At 71.5% G+C, this 17,523-nt stretch carries 15 protein-coding genes and 1 pseudogene; 9 read left to right on the top strand and 7 right to left on the bottom strand.

All coding sequences use genetic code 11. The features are described 5' to 3' along the window. Window positions 1-85 precede the first annotated feature (85 nt). Complete coding sequence (locus IPK71_03795; GenBank protein ID MBK8212848.1) at window positions 86-2,080, bottom strand: serine/threonine protein kinase; 1,995 nt, start codon at window positions 2,078-2,080, stop codon at window positions 86-88. Window positions 2,081-2,130: 50 nt separating this feature from the next. Continuing rightward, window positions 2,131-3,054: a serine/threonine protein kinase gene (locus tag IPK71_03790; protein MBK8212847.1), complete on the bottom strand. Its 924-nt coding sequence runs from the start codon at window positions 3,052-3,054 to the stop codon at window positions 2,131-2,133. A gap of 128 nt (window positions 3,055-3,182) precedes the next feature. Here IPK71_03790 and IPK71_03785 point away from each other — a divergent pair, with 128 nt between their 5' ends. After that, complete coding sequence (locus IPK71_03785; GenBank protein ID MBK8212846.1) at window positions 3,183-5,108, top strand: serine/threonine protein kinase; 1,926 nt, start codon at window positions 3,183-3,185, stop codon at window positions 5,106-5,108. Here IPK71_03785 and IPK71_03780 read toward each other — a convergent pair. Beyond that, window positions 5,058-6,089 carry an endonuclease/exonuclease/phosphatase family protein gene (locus IPK71_03780; protein ID MBK8212845.1) on the bottom strand — a complete coding sequence of 344 codons (1,032 nt, stop codon included), beginning with the start codon at window positions 6,087-6,089 and terminating at the stop codon, window positions 5,058-5,060. The two genes, IPK71_03785 and IPK71_03780, sit on opposite strands and share 51 nt — an antisense overlap. Before the next feature lie 334 nt (window positions 6,090-6,423). Between IPK71_03780 and IPK71_03775 the strand changes: the two genes are divergently transcribed. Further along, a complete protein-coding gene (locus tag IPK71_03775; protein ID MBK8212844.1) occupies window positions 6,424-7,170 on the top strand; it encodes a helix-turn-helix domain-containing protein in 747 nt (248 codons plus the stop codon). Window positions 7,171-7,276: 106 nt separating this feature from the next. Then, window positions 7,277-8,137, top strand: a pseudogene (locus IPK71_03770) (serine/threonine protein kinase). Window positions 8,138-8,938: 801 nt separating this feature from the next. On the opposite strand, the gene ygiD reads toward IPK71_03770, so the two are convergent. The 3 genes from ygiD to IPK71_03755 all read right to left on the bottom strand — a co-directional run bounded on the left by ygiD (window position 8,939) and on the right by IPK71_03755 (window position 11,590). Beyond that, window positions 8,939-9,730: a 4,5-DOPA dioxygenase extradiol gene (gene ygiD / locus IPK71_03765; GenBank protein MBK8212843.1), complete on the bottom strand. Its 792-nt coding sequence runs from the start codon at window positions 9,728-9,730 to the stop codon at window positions 8,939-8,941. 259 nt (window positions 9,731-9,989) lie between these two features. After that, a complete protein-coding gene (locus tag IPK71_03760; protein MBK8212842.1) occupies window positions 9,990-10,505 on the bottom strand; it encodes an HIT family protein in 516 nt (171 codons plus the stop codon). Between the two features lie 35 nt (window positions 10,506-10,540). Beyond that, on the bottom strand, window positions 10,541-11,590 hold the full coding sequence (locus tag IPK71_03755) for a hypothetical protein (protein ID MBK8212841.1): 1,050 nt from the start codon (window positions 11,588-11,590) through the stop codon (window positions 10,541-10,543). Window positions 11,591-11,716: 126 nt separating this feature from the next. On the opposite strand from IPK71_03755, the gene IPK71_03750 reads away from it, so the two are divergent. From IPK71_03750 to IPK71_03725, 6 genes are all read left to right on the top strand, one after another. Further along, complete coding sequence (locus tag IPK71_03750; GenBank protein ID MBK8212840.1) at window positions 11,717-12,325, top strand: hypothetical protein; 609 nt, start codon at window positions 11,717-11,719, stop codon at window positions 12,323-12,325. Continuing rightward, on the top strand, window positions 12,322-13,347 hold the full coding sequence (locus tag IPK71_03745) for a DUF2071 domain-containing protein (GenBank protein MBK8212839.1): 1,026 nt from the start codon (window positions 12,322-12,324) through the stop codon (window positions 13,345-13,347). The genes IPK71_03750 and IPK71_03745 overlap by 4 nt, the downstream gene beginning before the upstream one ends. A gap of 111 nt (window positions 13,348-13,458) precedes the next feature. Then, the gene (locus IPK71_03740) at window positions 13,459-14,178 is read left to right on the top strand and encodes a BPTI/Kunitz domain-containing protein (GenBank protein MBK8212838.1); all 720 of its coding nucleotides are present in this window, start codon (window positions 13,459-13,461) and stop codon (window positions 14,176-14,178) included. Window positions 14,179-14,207: 29 nt separating this feature from the next. Continuing rightward, a complete protein-coding gene (locus IPK71_03735; GenBank protein MBK8212837.1) occupies window positions 14,208-15,206 on the top strand; it encodes a hypothetical protein in 999 nt (332 codons plus the stop codon). After that, window positions 15,203-15,841 (top strand): sigma-70 family RNA polymerase sigma factor, encoded by a 639-nt coding sequence (locus tag IPK71_03730; protein MBK8212836.1) that lies wholly within the window; start codon window positions 15,203-15,205, stop codon window positions 15,839-15,841. The genes IPK71_03735 and IPK71_03730 overlap by 4 nt, the downstream gene beginning before the upstream one ends. Then, the gene (locus IPK71_03725; protein ID MBK8212835.1) at window positions 15,834-16,805 is read left to right on the top strand and encodes a hypothetical protein; all 972 of its coding nucleotides are present in this window, start codon (window positions 15,834-15,836) and stop codon (window positions 16,803-16,805) included. Before IPK71_03730 ends, IPK71_03725 begins: the two co-directional genes overlap by 8 nt. A gap of 4 nt (window positions 16,806-16,809) precedes the next feature. On the opposite strand, the gene IPK71_03720 is transcribed toward IPK71_03725, so the two are convergent. Further along, complete coding sequence (locus IPK71_03720) at window positions 16,810-17,415, bottom strand: hypothetical protein (protein ID MBK8212834.1); 606 nt, start codon at window positions 17,413-17,415, stop codon at window positions 16,810-16,812. Window positions 17,416-17,523 lie beyond the last annotated feature (108 nt).

Below are 17,523 nucleotides of genomic sequence, written 5' to 3'. Positions count from 1 at the left end.
CGCGAGGAGCGCAGAGGCACACGAATCGATCGAGCTCGACCGTGCCGAGCCCCGGGCCTTCACGCGCCGCGTACGCGCGTGCCGCTCATTTCTCGTGGACCGAGAACACCTTGCCGCAGGGCAAATCGAGCGTGCGCACGGGGTTGTCGTTGCCGATCTGAATGGCGCGCGTCCCACACGGGACCTCGACGCGCAGCGGGGTCTCGCCGATGAGCACGCCCTCGACCAAGATGGGCTGGCGCGTGGTCGACGTGGCCTCGAAGAGCGTGACCAGCGGAGTCGTCGTGACGCTGCTCGTTCGCTCGGGCAACACCTGCGGGGGCTCGCTCGAGGCGCTCGTGGTCTTCGTCTGCCCGTGCGAGGGCGTGGTGGCCTCGGCTTCGGTCGAGAAGATGCGGAACAGGATGGTGCCCGCGGCCACGATGGCCACCGCCACCATCGCCGCGATCGCGCGTTTGTGGCTCCCGTCGGCCTTCGCGCGCTCGACCGCCCTCGCGCGTTCGGCCCGTCGGCGCTGCAAGAGCTCCATCGACTCGACCTCGGCGACGGACGCAGAGGCAGGCGCGGCGATGCTCGCGGGCACGTAGAGGCCGTTGTCGGCGAGCTCGAGCTCGGGAGGAGGCGCGATGCTCGGTGGGCGCGGCGGCGCGGGCTCTCGTACCTTGGGCATGAACGGAGCAGGAGGTGCCCCAACGTCGGGGGCTTTCGGCGCGCCCTTCGACGTGTCGGCCTCTTTTGGGCTCGCGACCTTCGCCGCGGGGGTGGGCGTTTCGGCTTTGGCTGCCGGAGCGGGGCTCGCGGCGCGCGCGGAGGCCGACGGAGTGGCCGTATCGACCGTGGGGGACGCGCTCGCCGCGGCAGGCTCGGTCACGGGCGACGTGAGGCCCGGGCCGAGCCCCGACGGTCGACGCTTCATGGGAGGCTTGCGGGCGCTCTCCCCGGCGGGCGGAGCGGGCGGTGATTTCGGTGGCGCGGGCGCTTCTGCTGCATTCGGCGCGGGCGCTCCAGCCGCTTTCGGCGGTGTCGGTTCTGCCGCTTTCGCCGCAGGCACGGGGGGCGAGGGCTCGGCCACGTGCACGTTCGACGGGATCGCGGGCGGCGCGACCTTGGTCGCCTTTGGGGCGCTGTCGGGCTTGGTGGGCTTCTTCTCGCGGACGCGCCGGAGCACCTCGACGAGCTCGACCCGCCCCGCGCCTTCGGGGTCGAGGTCGGAGAGCGTCTGCGCGATCCGCGCGGCGGTGAGGGTCCGCGTGGCGACGTACGGCTCGAGGGTCGCGGTCACGAGCTCGCGGACGTTCTTGTCGAGGTCGAGGCGCAGCTCGTCGATCGAGGGGATCTTCGGCTCCGACATGGCGCGGAGCACGTCGACGTCGCTGCCGCCTTCACGCGCGAACGCGCGGCGCTTCGTGAGCATCTCCCAGAGGACGATCCCTGCACCATACACATCCGTCGCGGGCGTGATGGTCCCGCCTTGGACCTGCTCGGGGGCCATGTAGCCGAGGCTGCCCTTGATCGCGCCGCCGACCGTGGCCGCGTGGAGGCCCGTGACCCGGGCGACGCCGAAGTCGGCGAGCTTGACCTCGCCGTCCCACGAGACGAGCACGTTCGACGGGTTCACGTCGCGGTGCACGATCGGGAGCGCCTTGCCGGCCTCGTCCGTCGAGCCGTGGGCGCACGCGAGCGCGGCGAAGATCCTCCCAGCCACGTAGAGCACCGCCCGATCGGAGAGCTCGATACCGAGCTCTTCGGCGCTCGCGCGGAGGCGCCTCAAGGTGAGCCCGTCGACGTGCTCGAGCACCATCACGAGCCGCTCGTCGTGCGAGAAGAAGTCGAAGAGCTTCACGATCGAGGCGTCCGACAGGCGCGAGTACGCCGTGGCCTCCGTCATGAACATCTTGGCGAAGTCGCTCTCGGGCCGGTGCTGCCCGTCGAGGCATTTCAGCACGACGGTGCGCTCGAACCCGTGCGGCCCGCAGGACCGCGCGAGGAGGATGTCGCTCGTGCCCCCCGTGGCGAGCGTGCGAATGACCTGGAAGCTGCCTACCTGGTCGATGGAGTCTTGGGCACGTGAACCGGGCACCGTGGCACGGTAGCACGAACTTCGCGGGTTACTGTTGCCCGGCGAGGGCTTCAGCGTTTTTGAAGGTCGCGGAGCTCCGTGATCATGGCGACGAACGAGGTCTCCGCGGGGGCGCCCACGTCGCCCCGCAAGAAGGCGCGCGCCGAAACGAGCGAGGCATGGAACGCCGCGGCGTCGGGCCGTGAGTCGCGCTCGAACGCGAGCGCCGCGTCGATCGTGCGCACGATCTCTTCGGGCATGTCGGGTGCGACCTCGCGGAGGGACGGGGCCGCTTTTCGTGCCGCAGAGAACCACTGGGCCACGGTGGTCTCGGCGTCGTGGACGTTGCGGCCCGAGAGCGCGCGAAAGAGCACGGCCCCGAGCGAGAACACGTCGCTGCGGCCGTCGACCACGTCTTTCCCGGAGCCTGTCGCCTGTTCGGGCGACATGAACGCGGGGGTGCCGAGGAGCGAGCCTTCGAGCGTCTTCGCGATGAGGGCTTTGCCCTTACCTACGCCGAAATCGAGAATCTTTACCGTGCCTTGCGTCGTGAGGAACACGTTCCCCGGCGAGAGATCGCGGTGCACGATGCCCGCCGCGTGCACGGCCTTCAGCGTGTCGGCCGCGTCGATGCCGATGTCGAGCGCGTCCCCCACGGTGAGCTTCCCGCGGGCGGCGAGGCACGCCTCGAGGCTCTCGCCGTCGAGCAGCTCCATGACGAGGTACGGGCAGCGATCTTCGGACACCCCGTCGTCCACGACGCGGCACACGCCCGGGTGCTTCACCGAGTTGACGAGGTAGGCCTCCTCGAAGAAGCGGGCCACGACGATCTCGTCCGTCGTGAGGGGGTGGTGCAGCACCTTCATGGCGAACGTGGCTCCGCCAGGCCCTCGCGCGGCGTAGACGGTCGCCATGCCGCCGTGCCCGATGGCCCTCTCGAGCGAATACGCGCCGACCTTGGTGCCCACGCGAGAGCTCTCTTTTCCAGTGCTCACGAAACCTCCACGGATGCCTCCGAGGCTACCACGAGCCGGCCCTCGCGCTCGTCGACCGATAGAGCCACCACGTTCTTCGCGTCGCGCGCCGGCCATCCGACTGGCGGCGGTCCGGGTAGACTCTCGGGATGTCGAACGACGCCCCGGACGACGCGCTCGCGTTCGCCGCCACGGCCGCTGCCCCTGGAGAAACCATCTCGCCGGCCGCTCGGACTTTCGCTGGCTCTCCCTTTTCGGCGCGGGTCGCCGAGCTGGGGAGGGCGGACGTCGCGTTCCCTCCCGGGCTCGGTGAGGAGCCGTCCGCCGCGCGAGGCGAGGACCTCGTCGTGCGCGGCGTGATCGCCGAAGGGGGGATGGGGCGCGTGCTCCTCGCCGAGCAGCGGTCTCTCTTCCGCGAGGTCGCGGTGAAGGTCCCTCGGGATCCGCGCGCCGTCGAGCAGGTGGACGCGCTCGTTCGCGAAGGGGCCATCACGGGGCACCTCGATCATCCGGGGGTCCCGCCGATTCACCTCCTCGGACGGACGGCGAGCGGGACGCCGGTCCTCGTCATGAAGCGCATCGTCGGCGAGCGCTGGACGGATCTCCTCGCGCATGAGGCCCCGTGGACCGTCGTGCCTACGCTGCCGCACGATCGCCTGCGCGCCCATCTCGCCGTCCTCATGGAGGTGGCGCGGACCGTCCACGGCGCGCACCTGCGGGGGGTCCTGCACCTCGACCTCAAGCCCGACAACGTGCTCGTCGGCTCCCTCGGCGAGGTCTACGTCGTCGACTGGGGGATCGCGGAGGACGTCACGAAGGCGAGGTCGGGGCGGTCCTTCGCGGGGACGCCGGCGTACGTCGCGCCCGAGGTGGTGCGCGCCGAGGCGCTCGGGGTGTGGACCGACGTCTATCTCTTGGGCGGCCTCCTCCACACGATCCTCGCCCGCGGGCCTCGTCACGTCGGAGACACCGTGCGCCAGGCCCTCGAACGGGCGGCGCGCTCCGAACCCGTCGTCTACGGCGCGGACGTGCCCGACGAGCTCGGAAGGCTCGCGAACCAAGCGACGGCCCTCGACCCCGCGAAGAGGCCAGCGAGCGCGCTCGCCTTCCGCGCGGCCCTCGCGGACTTCCTCGAGCACGTGGACTCGATGGCGCTCGCGCGCGAGGGGGAAGCGTGCCTCGTCTCGTCCTCGAGCGCGGAGACCTCGGAGGCGTCGGCGCGCGAGCGGGTGAAGAGGCTCGCGGAGGCGACGTTCGCCTTCCGGAGCGCGCTCGCGAGGTGGTCCGAAAATCCCGTCGCGCGCGAGGGGCTCGCGTCCGCGCTGCGCGCCACGATGGACCTCGAGCTGTCGCGCGAGAACCTCGTCGGCGCCCGGGAGTGCGCGGAGGCCATGGACGAGGTGCCCGCTCCCCTTGCAGAGCGCCTCGTCGCCCTCGAAGCGCTCCTCTCGGGGCGGGCCGCGAGCGACAGAGAGCTCCGGCGTGCGCGTCGGGACGCGGATCTCGGGGTCGGCGCGCGCGCGAGGACGTGGGGGCTCGCGGTCGTCGCGGCGCTGGCCGTCGCGACGACGATCTTCGGTGGAGGTCTCGAGCCCCTCCCGGAGGACGCGTTCGAGACCCTGGCCATGGGAGACGCGCTCGCCATTCCCGTCGGCCTCACCGTGCTCGCGGCGCTCGCCGTCGTGACCGTGGGGCGCTCGCTCTTCGGGAACGCGATCGGCCGGCGTCTCCTCGCGGTCGGTGCGGGCGCAGCGGTCGGCCTCGTCGCCCACCGCGCGTTGGTCCTGTCGATGGGGCACAGGGGCGCTCACGTCGTCGCCGGAGACCTGCTCGTCGGGGCCGCGTTCGCGTTCGGCGTCGCGGTGTTCGTGACGAGGCGAGCGCTCGTCGCCGTCGCCTTCCTCGTGGCCGGCGCCGTCGCGGTGCGCTTCCTCCCGCAGTATCCGACGGCCGTCTTCAACGTGTCGGCGGTGCTCGCCGTGGTCTCCGCCGCGTACGCGCTGCGCGGCGCGACCTCGGAGAAGTCACCTCGGAAGGACGAAATCCCGAACGATGGCCATATGTTGGAGAGGTGAGGCGCTGTCCGACATGCGCACCGGCGTGACGTCCTCGAGCGGCGTGTACACGCGTGAGTCGAACACGAGGCCCGAGGGGAAGGTCTGCGCGCCGATCGTGACCGGCGTGCGGCAGGCGTCGAGCGTGGGCGCCGCGAGCACCCAGTCGTAGGGGCGGGAGCGGGGCTCGTTCGTGTTCGTGTTGCCGGCCTGGTCGACCGGAAACGGGCCGTCGGTCGCGAGCGTCCCCGCGAAGGTACCGAGGGCGGTCTCGTTGCGGATCGTCGTGTTGAGGTCGCCGCCGAGCACGACGAGGCTGCCCGGCGGGAGCTTCGCGATCTCCGCGACGAGCGCCTTCGCTTCGAGGTTGCGCGCGGTGGCGTTCGTCGTGAGGAGATGCACGCTCACCGCGTAGAGATCGCGCGGGCCGGGGACGTCGATCTGCGCCCAGACGAACGTCCGGTTCCCGACCTCGGGGTCGGTCCACTCGCCCGAAGCGAGGATGGGGAAGCGGGAGACGACGGCGTTCGGGATGTCCGAGCCATTGGAGAGCCGACCACGCACGAAGGCGAACGTCGGTCCGAAGGCCTCGTCCACGAAGGCTCGCTCGGCCGCCGCGGAGTCGTCGCCGTACCGGAGCTCCTGCACGAGCGCGACATCGGGCGAGAGCCCTTTGAAGATGCGCGCGCCTCGGCCATCGTCGTACGTGGCGCCCGTGCCCGAGAGATTTCCGGCGACGACACGGAGCCGTTCTGTGCCGCAGTCGGCCGTCGCGTCGGGGAGGGTGCGGTCGTCCGTCGTGTCGCCGCCCGCATCGGAGAGGGAGGCGTCCTCGTCCGGGACGGGGGCTTGCGCGTCCGCGGACGCGTCCTCTCGTGGAGCCTCGGCGTCCTTCGGGACGGATGGGGTGCCCCCGCAAGCGGCGAAGGCGAGGCTCACCATGGCGGCCCACGCGAGAGCGAGGAGCGTCGTGCGTGGGAGCGAGGGGCAAAGTGATCGCAAGACGGTCCTCGAGTGTCGTTTCGGGCCCCCCGCGGGCGACGCTCGCCCAACCCTACTCCTCGCGCGAGCGTGTCGCCGCGTCTTTCGAACGACGCGACGCGTGACCGTGCGGTGGGTGGCGTGTGGGTCTCCCTCGCGAGCCGGGACGACGCGCTCGACGTGGTGCGCGCCAGGCGACGGGATTTTTCGGTACTCTCGACGCGTGGAACGGGAGCCCCTCGCCGTCCGGTCCGACCTTCGCTTCGAGGCACGTCGCTCGTCTTGCCGCCTACGCGTCGTCTCCTTGCGTCGTCCCGACGTCGTCCTGCGGGCGACCCGATACGCCGGGATCGTCGTGGACGAACGCGTCCTCACGCGCGCGTTCCCGTGGGTCGCGACGCCGAGCCACGCCCTAGCGCTCGCCGTGAACGAGGGGCGGATCGTGTGGGACGAGCTCGTCGCGCTACCGGGGGACGTCGTGCTCCTGCGGCCGGAGCTCATGGCGCGCGGGCGCTTCGAGGACGCAGGCTTCGTCGAGCTCGAGTGGCCTATCGATCGCGGGTCGTCGCTCTCCGGCCCGGTGCGGATGGGTACGTCGACGCGCACGGACGCGCTCCGCGTGCGCCTCGAGGACCCCCACTCCGAACAGCGCGCTACGTTCCACGACGCATTCGAAGCCTTTTCTGCGGCGGGTGTCGACCACGGGCTCTCGTCCGAAGCGCTCGTGGGAGGACCGACCGAGCTCGAGGTGCGCATCGCAGCCGGTCTCGACGCCCAGCTCGCGAGCCTCGCGACCGCGGCCGACGCCCGCACGCTCGCGGAGGCCGTCGGGCTCTCGGAGCGGCAGCTCCAGAGGCGGATCCGCGAGTACATGCGCAAGCACCACCAAAACGCGCGCTCGTGGCGGGACCTCAGAAACCGCTGGCGTGTCCAGATCGCCGCGGTCCTCGTCGGAAATGGGCACGGCACCGTCGCCGACGTCGCGTCCGAGGTCGGCTATGCATCGGCGACGGCCCTCGTTCGGGCCCTCGCGATCCACGGCATGCCCCCTCCGCGTACGCTACGAGCGCGGTTCTCGAGCGGCATCGTCGTGCCCGGGTGAGCGTGCCCTCGCGCCGCGAGGAGAAGACGATGTACGACGTCCTCGCCCCTCGTGGGAGGTCGCGAATCCGTTCGCCTGGACGCCGAGACCTCGCTAGCCTTTGCGCATGAGCCGCACGGACGAGTCGCGGGTCGGCTCCGTGCTCGACCAGAAGTGGACACTCGAACGGCTCCTCGGCTCGGGGGCGATGGGGGCCGTCTACGAGGCGCGTCATCGGAACGGCGCGCGCGCGGCCGTGAAGCTCTTGCATCGGATGCTCGCGCGGGAGCCCGAGGTGCGTGAGCGCTTCTTGCGCGAGGGGTACGCGGCCAACAAGGTGGAGCACAAGGGGGCCGTGCGCGTGCTCGACGACGACGTGGTCGAGTCCGGCCCGGACGAGGGCACCGCGTACCTCGTGATGGAGCTGCTCGAGGGCGAGTCGCTCGACGAACGTCAGCGAAAGAGCCCACCTCTCGGGGAGCACGAGCTGCTCGAGATCGCCGAGCAAGTGCTCGACGTGCTCGCGGTCGCCCACACGAACGGCGTCGTTCATCGGGACTTGAAGCCGGAGAACCTGTTCCTCTCGCGCGACGAGGGGAAAGTACGCGTAAAAATCCTCGATTTCGGGCTGGCGCGCATCTCCGACCTCGGCCACGCGACGAACGCCGGAAAGGCGCTCGGCACGCCGGCGTACATGTCGCCCGAGCAGGCCCTCGGCAAGGGCGACGAGATCGACGGGCGCACGGATCTCTTCGCGCTCGGGGCCACGATCTTCCGCGTGCTCTCGGGCCGACGTGTGCACGAAGGCGACAACGCGATCCAGGTGCTCGTGAAGATGCAGCGTGATCCGGCGCCGAAGCTCGCCGACGTGTTCCCGCGTGTGTCGCCCGAGGTCGCGGCGATCGTGGATCGGGCCCTCGCGTTCGCCAAGGCCGACCGCTATCCCACGGCCGCCGCCATGCTCGCCGACGTTCGCGCCGCCCGGGAGGTGCTCGGGTACCGCGGCTCGTCGAAGCTCCTCGTGGCTCCGGCCGTGAGCGCACCGGAGCCGTCCGCGGAGCCCGAGAGCCTCGCCAGCGCGGACGTAGAGACCGTGTCTCCGCCGACCGTGTCTCCGCCGACCGTGTCGCCGCCGAAGGACGCTCGCGCCGTGGCCTTCGCCGAGACGCTGGTCGCCGTGGCTTCCCCGTTCGCCTCGCCCCCCGCGAGCCGCGCTCCGGAGAGCCTTAGCCCCAAGACCGTGCGCCCCGCGGCTCCCTCGCAGTCCGAGCGGGAGACCGTCGAGCTCGGCCCGACGAGAGTGAGCGCGGCCGAGCCCGAGGACCGCGAGACCGTGCCCCTCTCGACCTCGCACGCGAGCGCCCGCGCGCTCGCCGACGACGAAGCGGATCCCCCCGTCGTGCCCACGACGCCCCTGCCGTGGCGCGCGTTCGCGGCGGTGGGTGCGGCCCTCGTGGTGGTGCTCGGGATCGTGGCGTTCGGCGGTTCTCGAGGTGCGCCGCCGGAGGAACCTCGCGACGAGCCCGCGGTGGCGAGCTCCGGGCCTCGGCCTTCGGTGCCTTCGTCGCCCGCGGCAGGCGGAGAGGCGTCGGCTTCGGTCGCGTTCGAGATCGCAGGTCCGGCGGAGGACAAGCCCAAGCCGACCCCGCACCACGCGGCGTCGAAGGCGGCCGTGCCCGTGGCTCACCCCGCGCCGGCGCCGCACGTCACCGTGAAGCCCAAGAAGCCCGCGCCCCACAAAAAGTAGCCGCGCGCGCCCATGCGCCGAGAGCCACCCCGCGGCTCCGCGCTATCCCCACACCACGTTGCGCATGGAGATCGAGCCGAGGTCGAACGCTTCGCTCGTGAAGCGAACGCGCTCGTCCTTCGTGGTCGCCGCGAAGGTGTAGAGGAGTGGGAGGAGGTGGTCGGGCGAGGGGTGGGCGAGGGGGCCGTCTCTCGTGTCGCGGAGGGCCGCGATCGCCGCCTCGTCGTGGTCGAGGAGGGCGCGTTTGGCCGCTTCGTCGAACCGAGTCGCCCACTCGGGGGTCGACGTATCGCCCGACTGCATGCGGTCGATCGCGTCGCCGAGGTTGTGGGTCACGTTGCCGCTCCCGAGGATGAGCACGCCGTCGTCGCGGAGGGTGGAGAGGCTCTTCGCGAGCGCGAGGTGGCCTCGTGCGTCGAGCCTTCGATCCAGGGAGAGCTGCACCACGGGCACGTCGGCCTCGGGGAACATCCAGCGGAGAACGCTCCACGTCCCGTGGTCGAGGCCCCAGTCGGCACGTAGCTCGGACTGCGCGAGCAAGGCCTGCGTGCGGGTGGCGAGGTCGACGCTGCCCGGTGAGTGGTACTCGATCTCGTAGAGGGCCTTGGGGAAGCCCGAAAAGTCGTGGATGGTCTTCGGGTGTGGGGCCGACGTGAGGTACGTCCCGCGTACGTACCAGTGGGCCGAGATGGCCAGGATCGCGCGAGGCTTGGGGACGAGCCCACGGAGCGCGGTGAACCCCTCGCTGAAGCGGTTCCTCTCGAGCACGTTCATAGGCGAGCCGTGCCCGACGAAGACGACGGGCATCCGAGGCGAGTGGCTTGCCGTACCCATGGAGGATCCTTGGGTGTCGACGGGGGCGGGTTCTTTCGAGGCGCGGCTGCATCCCGCCGACGCGAGGGCCGCCGCGCCCCCTAGGGCCGCGACCGCTCGGAGGAACGTGCGCCGACCGTGCTCGCCGCTCGGGGTTCGTGAGGGGGCCTCGTCGCGGGGCATGGCGACACCATGCCGCCGAACGCCCTCGTCGATTAGGGGGAGCCGCCTGCATGCACCGTCTCGTCCACGGAACAATCGGGCGAACGCGAGGCCTGCTTCACGCTTCGGTGGCGAGCGCGAGCGCGAGCGTGTGGGCGAGCTCCTCGCCTTCGCCGGGATCGTAGACGACCACGCCGCTCGACCACGAGAACACCGCGGCGGGGCGCGCGCGTTCGTCGACCTCGTCGACCGGCACGACGTGGGTGTGGGCGTGCGCGTAGCTCGTGGGGAGATCGACGGGCGAGCCGAGCTGGGCCACGTAGACGCGCTTCGCCCCTCGGCCTTCGAGCGCGCGCGCCGCACGCCATGCGACGCGGGACATGTCCGCGTGCACCTCCCAAGGGACATCGCGGAGCGTGCGGAGGTGGCGCCGCGCGACGACGAGCAGGTGACCCGGGCGGGCGGCGAACGCGTCGAGGACGCACACGGTGTGGGGCGTCTCGTGCACGACGAGGCGTGGCGAGAGCGCCCCTTCCGCGAGCGCGCACATCACACAGCCGGCGTAGCGGGCAGGAACGTTGTTCCGGCTCTCTTCGAGGGCCGCGAGGGCCTCGTCTTTCGACAACGTTCGCATGCGTGGGGACGAGGTGCGTTCGTGTACGCGAGCCTCTACGGTGTGACCACGAGCGGGTTCGGCGCGAAGCGCAGAGACTCGAGATCGTCGGCGAGTCGGACCAGGTCTTGGGGCCCGAGCCCCGAGCGCCCGAACGGCGTGGCGAACGCCATCGAGCCCGTCAGCCTCTCGATGCGTGAGCCGCCGACCCTCCACCACCGGGCGATCACGGCGTCGCACGAGGGGCCGATGCGGCCCATGGAGCAGTCGAGCTCCTTCGCCAGGGCGCGGAGGTCGGCCACCTCGGCGGTGATGCGGTCGACGATCGCTTGGGTGCCGAGGCTCCACTCCGCGAGCATGCCTACGTTGCCGAGATAGAACTCGCGGTACACGAGGCCCACGTCGATCGTGCCCGCGCAGGCGATGCCCGTGGTACCCACCATGCGGGTCTCTTCGTCGTTCAGGAACAAAAACGCGGCGATGCGCTCGGGCGTCGCCATCGCGACGGCGTTCGGGACCTCGGTGCCCTTGGCGTCGTAGAAGCGGTACCCCGCCATCTTGGCTTGGAACGCGACGAAGAGCGTCTCGGGCTTGAACGTGAAGGAGAGGATCTCGTCGCCGTAGCGCTCGGGGGAGATGCGCGTGCCGGCCAGGAACGGCCACGCGAAGCGCCCTGCGGCGAACCTCTCCGAGGCGAGCTCTTTGGCGATGGGATCGCCGATCCTCTCGCGCTTCGTGAGCACGTCGAAGAGGTAGCCGCGGTGGCCGGAGTCGGTCGTGGTCTTCGAGAAGATCGGGGCCCCCGCGCGGAGCCCGTCGGCCTGGGTTTTGGTGGTGTACGAGTAGAGGCGGGGGAGCGTAGGGGCGCCGTGCGCCAGGCCCACCAACGCGGAGAGCGGCCCTGTCGGAGTCAGGTCGGCGCAATCGACGAGCTCGGACCTCCCGGGGGGGCCGAAGTCGCCGGGGCCGGAGTCGGGCCAGCGAATCGGCTCGGGCGGCGGAGGCGGCCCGCTGTCTCCGAAGTCGGAGCTCTTGGCGAGGTTCCCTCCGCACGCGGCGAGCGCGAGCGTGGACAAGAGGAAGGGGCGCCGCCCGAGCTTTCGCATGCCGTCATGGTGACCGTCCGAGGTTCGGGACGCAACTGGCTTACACGATGAGGCGCACGAAAGCACGGTCGGGACCTCCCCCGCGCGGCGCGTGAGCGGACGCCGGTTTCGCTGTACCTTCGCGCGATGGATCGTGAAGAGGCCGTAGGGGCCCTCGAGGTGCTTCGAAAGCTCGCGTCGAAGACCCGGGACGACACGGCGCTCCAGAACTGGGGCCTCATCTGGCTCTGCTCGGCCTTCACGAACGGCGCCGGGTTCATGGGCACCCACGTCTTGCTCTCTCGGCCCGGCGGGGCGCTCGAGCCGTGGCCGTTCGTCGCCCTCTGGGCCGTGGTCTTCGTGTTCAACGGCGCCTTCATCGTGCTCCTCAAGGGCAAGAGCGAGGCGAAGGGGAGGTCCTTCATCGATCGGCAGACCTTCGCCGTGTGGAACACCTTCGTCGGCGCGATGGTGCTCACGGCGGTGGTGAACTACCTGCTCGGCGTTCGGGTGATGCTCTTCATGCCGGCGGTCGCGTGCATCGTCGCGGCCATGACCTTCTCGACGATGGGCTCGATCATGGGCCGCGTCTGGTACGTGCCCGCGGCGATCTGGGCGGCGATGGCCATCGTGCTCGCGCTCCTCCCGAAGGCGCAGTTCGCCATCTTCTCCGTGCTCTGGGCCCTCACGCAGGGAACGGGCGGGGCGCTCTTGCATCGGCAGAAGCTCCGTCTCCAGAAGGGGAGCGTGTCGTGAGCTCGGCGCCGCCGCTCGCGGAGATCGCGGTGCTCGGTGCGCTCGCCGCCGCGCCGTCCGGGCTCGACGCGAACGAGCTCGTCTCGGTCCTGGCGGACGTGGGCGTAGGCGCCGAGGACGCGCTGTCGGCGTGCGAGGCGCTGGTCGCGCGGGGCTGCCTCTCGATCCGTGGCTCGGGCCTCGAGCTCCTCCCTCGGGGTGGCGCCGAGCTCCTCGGCGTGCACGCAGCGATCGAGCGCGCCCTGGACCCGTCGCCGAGCACCCCGGGAATGGAGGAGTGCCCCTCGGTGCCGTGGCTCACCACCGTTCGCACCGAGTGGCACGACGCGCTCTCGCTCAACTACGCCGTTCGGCCCGAGGCCCTCGCCGCGCTCCTGCCGGCGCCGCTCGAGCCCGAGATTTTCCACGGCTCCGCCTGGGTGCAGGTCTTGTGCTCTCGGCTCCGCGAGATGCGCCCTCAAGGCGTGCCGGCGCTCTTCGGGGTCGACTTTCATCAGGTGAGCTACCGCGCGGCCGTCCGGTACACGGGGAAGCATGGTGTTCGCCGCGGCGGGTACTTCGTGCGGAGCGAGACCGACCACGCCGTGATGCGCGCGGTGGGGAACGCGCTCGTCGAGTTCAAATTCCACGACTTCGAGGCGGCTCGTGTGTCGCTCTCGAAGGAGGGCTCGCGGCTCACGTTCGTGTCGTCCCCCGAGGGGCCTCTCGCCGAGACGCGGGTCGTGCTCGACGTGTCTCCCGGTCAGGTCGCGCCGCCCACGAGCCCCTGGGTCTCTCCGCCCGACCTGCGGGCCGCGCTCGTCGAGTGTTACGACGCGTTCGGCGTCGACCCGGGTGGGTACGTGTACGTTCTCACGATCGACCGGGACCCTTGGCGCGAGGTCTTCGCGCGCCCGCTCTCGGTGTCGGTGCCGTGGATGGAGCGGGGCCCCCTCGCGGGCGCCCGGCTCGACTCGGCGCTGCACATCCCCCTCCCGTGCCGGTACAGGTGGCGGCCGCTCCGCCGAGAGCGGCTCGGGTGACGCGCGAACGGCACATTTTCGGCCGAATTCGGGCCTTCGTGAAAAAAAGTGAGCCGGGCGTGATCAATCTTCGCCCGTGCTCCCATAGGGGGGCTCGGAGGTCTTCGAACCATGAAATCCTTACTTTCTTTCTTCGTCGTCGGTTCGGTCGTGGCCGCGTGCAGCGTGAGCAACGTCTCGGTCGGGGGCGATGGCGACGCCGGCGCCGCCGATAGCGGAGCCACCGATGGCGCCGTCGGAGACGCGGGCACGTGCTCGCTCCCCAAGGTGGTGGGCCCCTGCGAGGCGGCGATGCCGCGCTTCTGGTTCAACGCGGCCACGGGCCAGTGCGAGGCCTTCACGTACGGCGGCTGCGGAGGGAACGCGAACAACTTCGAGAGCGCCGCGGAGTGCGCCCGGGCGTGCGCGCCGCCAAACGTCGGCGACGCGGGGGACGGCGGCGCGGCCTGCAAGGACACGGCGGTGGCTCGGCTGTGCGTGCGCGGAACTCCGAGTGGGCCTGGGACGGCCTCGCTCGTGGAGGGGGGCTACGTGGGGTTCCAGGTGTTCCCTGCTGGGTGCCACTCGTCCTCGTGCACCCAGGTGGTCGAGGCCTCGTGCGCCGTGCAGAAGAACGAGAACAACGAGATCACGCTCGACGGCAAGTTCTGCCTCGCGTCGACCGGCGGCCCGGCATGTACTCCGGACTGCAGTGGCGGAGGCTTCGGGTCGTGCAGCGTGGCGAGCATCGCTGCCGGCACCTACAAGGCCAAGCTCGGCACCCTCGAAGTCACCTTCACCGTGCCGAGCACCATTCCGGGCGCGGGCAGCTGCGTGGGCTCGCCCCTCTGACGGAGGCTCGAACGGCTACGATGGGCTCCGTGCCGAATCGATCGACGCGCGCGCGCGTGCGGCTCTCGTGGGCCGTCGCGGCGTGCGCGCTCGTCGCCTTCGTGCCGGCCACGGCTCGCGGGGCGGAGCCGGCGATCGCCACCCGGTACTCGGCCCCCGAGGGCTGCCCGGAGGCCCCCGAGCTCGCGCGCCAGGTCGCTCAGCGCAGCGGCAAGGTGGCCCTCGCGTTCGGCGAGGGGCGACCCGAGGTCGACGTGGCGATCTCCCGGGACCGCGAGTCCTACACCGCGAGGCTCGTGCTCGCGGGTGGCCTCCCTCGTGAGGTCGCGGCGTCGAGCTGCGCCGAGGCCGTGAGCGCCATCGCGTTCGTGATCGCGCTCGCCTACGATCCCGACGCGACTCCCCCCGACCCTCCGAGGCCCGCCGCGCCGGTGAGGCCCATCCCTCCGCCCGAGGCCCCCGCGCCGGCGCGGACCGAGGCGGCTCGGGTGTCGACGTCTCCCGCGACACGCCTCTCGGGGCCGCGCTTCGTGCCGTCGGCGCTCGTGGAGGTGGGCTCGCTCGGGGGGCTCTCGGTCGGCGCGCGTCTCGGGCTCTCGGTCGAGTGGAGTGGAGCGTGGTACGCGCCGGCCTTTCGCGCGTCGATCGGGCGTACGCTGCCGGCCTCGGTCGAGGGAGAAGGTCGCCGCGCGCTCTTGACGTTCACCGACGGAGAGCTCGAAGGGTGTGGTCTCTCGTTCGGTTTCGGCGCGCTCGGCGCGCGGGTGTGCGCCTTCGGGCTCGTCGGGGCCGTCGAGTCTCTCGGTCGGGTGGCCGTGCCGAGGTCCGACGTGGTCATGTGGTCGGCCGTCGGGCTGTCGGCCCCGCTCGCGGTCGGGCTCGGGCGATTCTTGGATTTGGAGGTGCGCCCCATGGTCGGGCGTACGCTCGCGTTCGATCGCTTCTACGCCGAGCCCGACACCTCCGTGTACGAAGCCCCCGCGCTTTATGCGAAGGTAGGTGTGGGCGTGCGGGTGAAGGTGCCATGACCGCGCCCGCCATGTCGGAGCCCTCGGGGAGAACCTTGGCCGATCCTTTCGTGAGAGCGCGCGCCACGAGCGACGGACCGGCTCCGTCGCCCGAGCTCGTCGCGCCCGAGCGCCTCGCCGACATGTTCCATCGTCACTACGATCTCGTCTGGCGTGTGCTCCGTCGCCGAGGGCTCTCCGCGCCTCGTGCCGACGACGCGACCCAAGAGGTCTTCATCGTGGCCTCACGAAAGCTCGCGCAGATCCCGTTCGGAAACGAGCGCGCGTTCCTCTGCGGCGCGGCGCTGAAGGTCGCGTCGACGGTGCGACGCAGCGCCGAGGTGCGGCGCGAGAACGTATCGACGGAAGACGACCTCGGCGCCACCCTGGCCGCGACCGACCAACCGAGCTTCGAGGAGCTCCTCGATCAGCGCAAGGCCCGCGAGGCCCTCGACGCGATCTTGGCGAGCCTCGGCGAAGAGCTCCAAGAGGTGTTCGTGCTCTTCGAGCTCGAGGGCATGACCATGGCCGAGATCGCCGCGACGCTCGGGATCCCCCCCGGTACGGTCGCGTCGCGTCTTCGGCGCGCGCGCGAGTCGTTCCACGTCCGTGTCGAGGAAACCTTTCCGAAGTCCCGCGAGGCTCCCCATGAGTGATCCGAAACGGCTCGTCGACGAGCTCGGCGAGGGAAACGCCGCGACGCGCATGCTCGTGGCTGGCGCGGCCGAGAGACCAGGGGGCGAGGGGCGCTCTCGCGCGGCGCGTGCGCTCGGCATCGCGGCGGCGGCCGCGGTCGTGTCGGGTGCGGCCAGCACGTCCGTCGGCGCGGGTGCGGCGTCGGCGTCGGGTGCGGCCTCGGGCGCAGCGGGCGGGGCGCAGGCGCTCGCGGGCACGGCCGGAGTGAAGGTGACGGCGGGGCTCTTCGGCGCGAAGGCCGTGTTCGTGGCTGCCGTCGTCGGGGCCGTGTCGATCGGCGCGGCGGTCGTTGCAGCCTCGCGCGAGCCTGTCGCGGTCGCGCCGCCCGCGCCACCCGCCGCGCTCTCGTCGGCGCCCGTCGCGCCGAGAGCGTCCGCCGCGCTCGTGCAGCCGGCGTCGTCCGCCCCTGCGCTCGCCGAGCTCCCCGAGGGTATCGTGCAGGCGCCGGCCGTACCCTCCTCGGCTCCGGCGGCTTCCCTGGTTCCGTCGTCGCTCGCCGCCACGCCTCTCTCCGCGAGCGCGAGGACTCCGAGCGACCTCCCTCGCGACGTGCCCGTGGGCCACGGGAGCGGCCATTCGGGCGACCGCCCCGCGTCGGCGCTCGGCGCACCGCCTACTGTCTCCGCGCTGCCCGCCCCGTCGGTGCCCGCGGCGTCGTCCTTGAGCGACGAGCTTCACCTGCTCGACGAAGCACGTGGGCACCTGCGCGCAGGGAACGCCGCCGCCTGCCTCGCCAGCCTCGACAGGTACGCCGCCGCTCACCCGAAGGGAGGGCTCGGGCTCGAGGCGCGTGTGCTGCGGGTCGACGCGCTCGTCACGTCCGGGCGTATCGACGAAGCCCGATCTCTCGCGCAGCGCACGCTCTCCGAAAGCCCCAAGGGGCCGCACGCCGCGCGCCTCCAGCGGTTGGTCGACGGCCGCTGACCTCTCAGCCCGCCATGGCCTTCGCGCGGAGCTCTTCCCGGCGGTCCTTCGTGAGGATCTCGGGGGTGACGATGGGCTGCCCGCGTTCGTCGAAGAGGGGGCTCGGCTTCCGCGCGACGAGGGCCCACGTCGCGATGCGCGCGGCCGTCTTGGCGGCGACCATGGGGGCGATCTTCGGGTGAACGGTGCTCGGGGGCGAGCCGTGCGAAAACCGCCCATGGATGCCCGGAGACGGCCCGAGCACGGCCTCGGTCTCGGCGGGCTCGATCGCGAAGAGCGCCCGCGGGACGCCGACGAACGGCAGGTTCGGGAGAGAGTTGCCGACGGGCACGTGGCAGCACGGCGCGTAGAACCGAAAGAGGCCCTTGGGCGAGAGGCGCACGCAGCGGAGGGTCTCGCGCCCTTCGACGAAGCGCATGCGCGCGGGCCCGACCTGCACGATGTCCGAGCCGCCCCACGCGTCGAGGATGCCGTCCGTGCCGAGGAAGGCCGCGTACGTCTGGCAGTCGTCGCAGTAACACGCCACGTGGTTCACCGTGCCGGGCGACACCTCGTGAACGACGCCGCGCACGGCGCCACACGGACAACGGAGGCCGACGTCGCGCCTCATGGTGCGCTCGGGGGGAGTGGGCGGGGCGAGAGCTCGAGGACCATGGCGCGAGCATAGCAGCCCTCGGCGCGGGGCGTCGGCCCGTCTCCGCTGCGGCGCGACCCGATT

The sequence above is a fragment of the Myxococcales bacterium genome (assembly GCA_016712525.1).
Lineage (GTDB): Bacteria > Myxococcota_A > Polyangia > Polyangiales > Polyangiaceae > JAAFHV01.
Note: the sequence above shows the minus strand (reverse complement) of the source record. Positions and strands in the feature narration are given on the sequence as shown.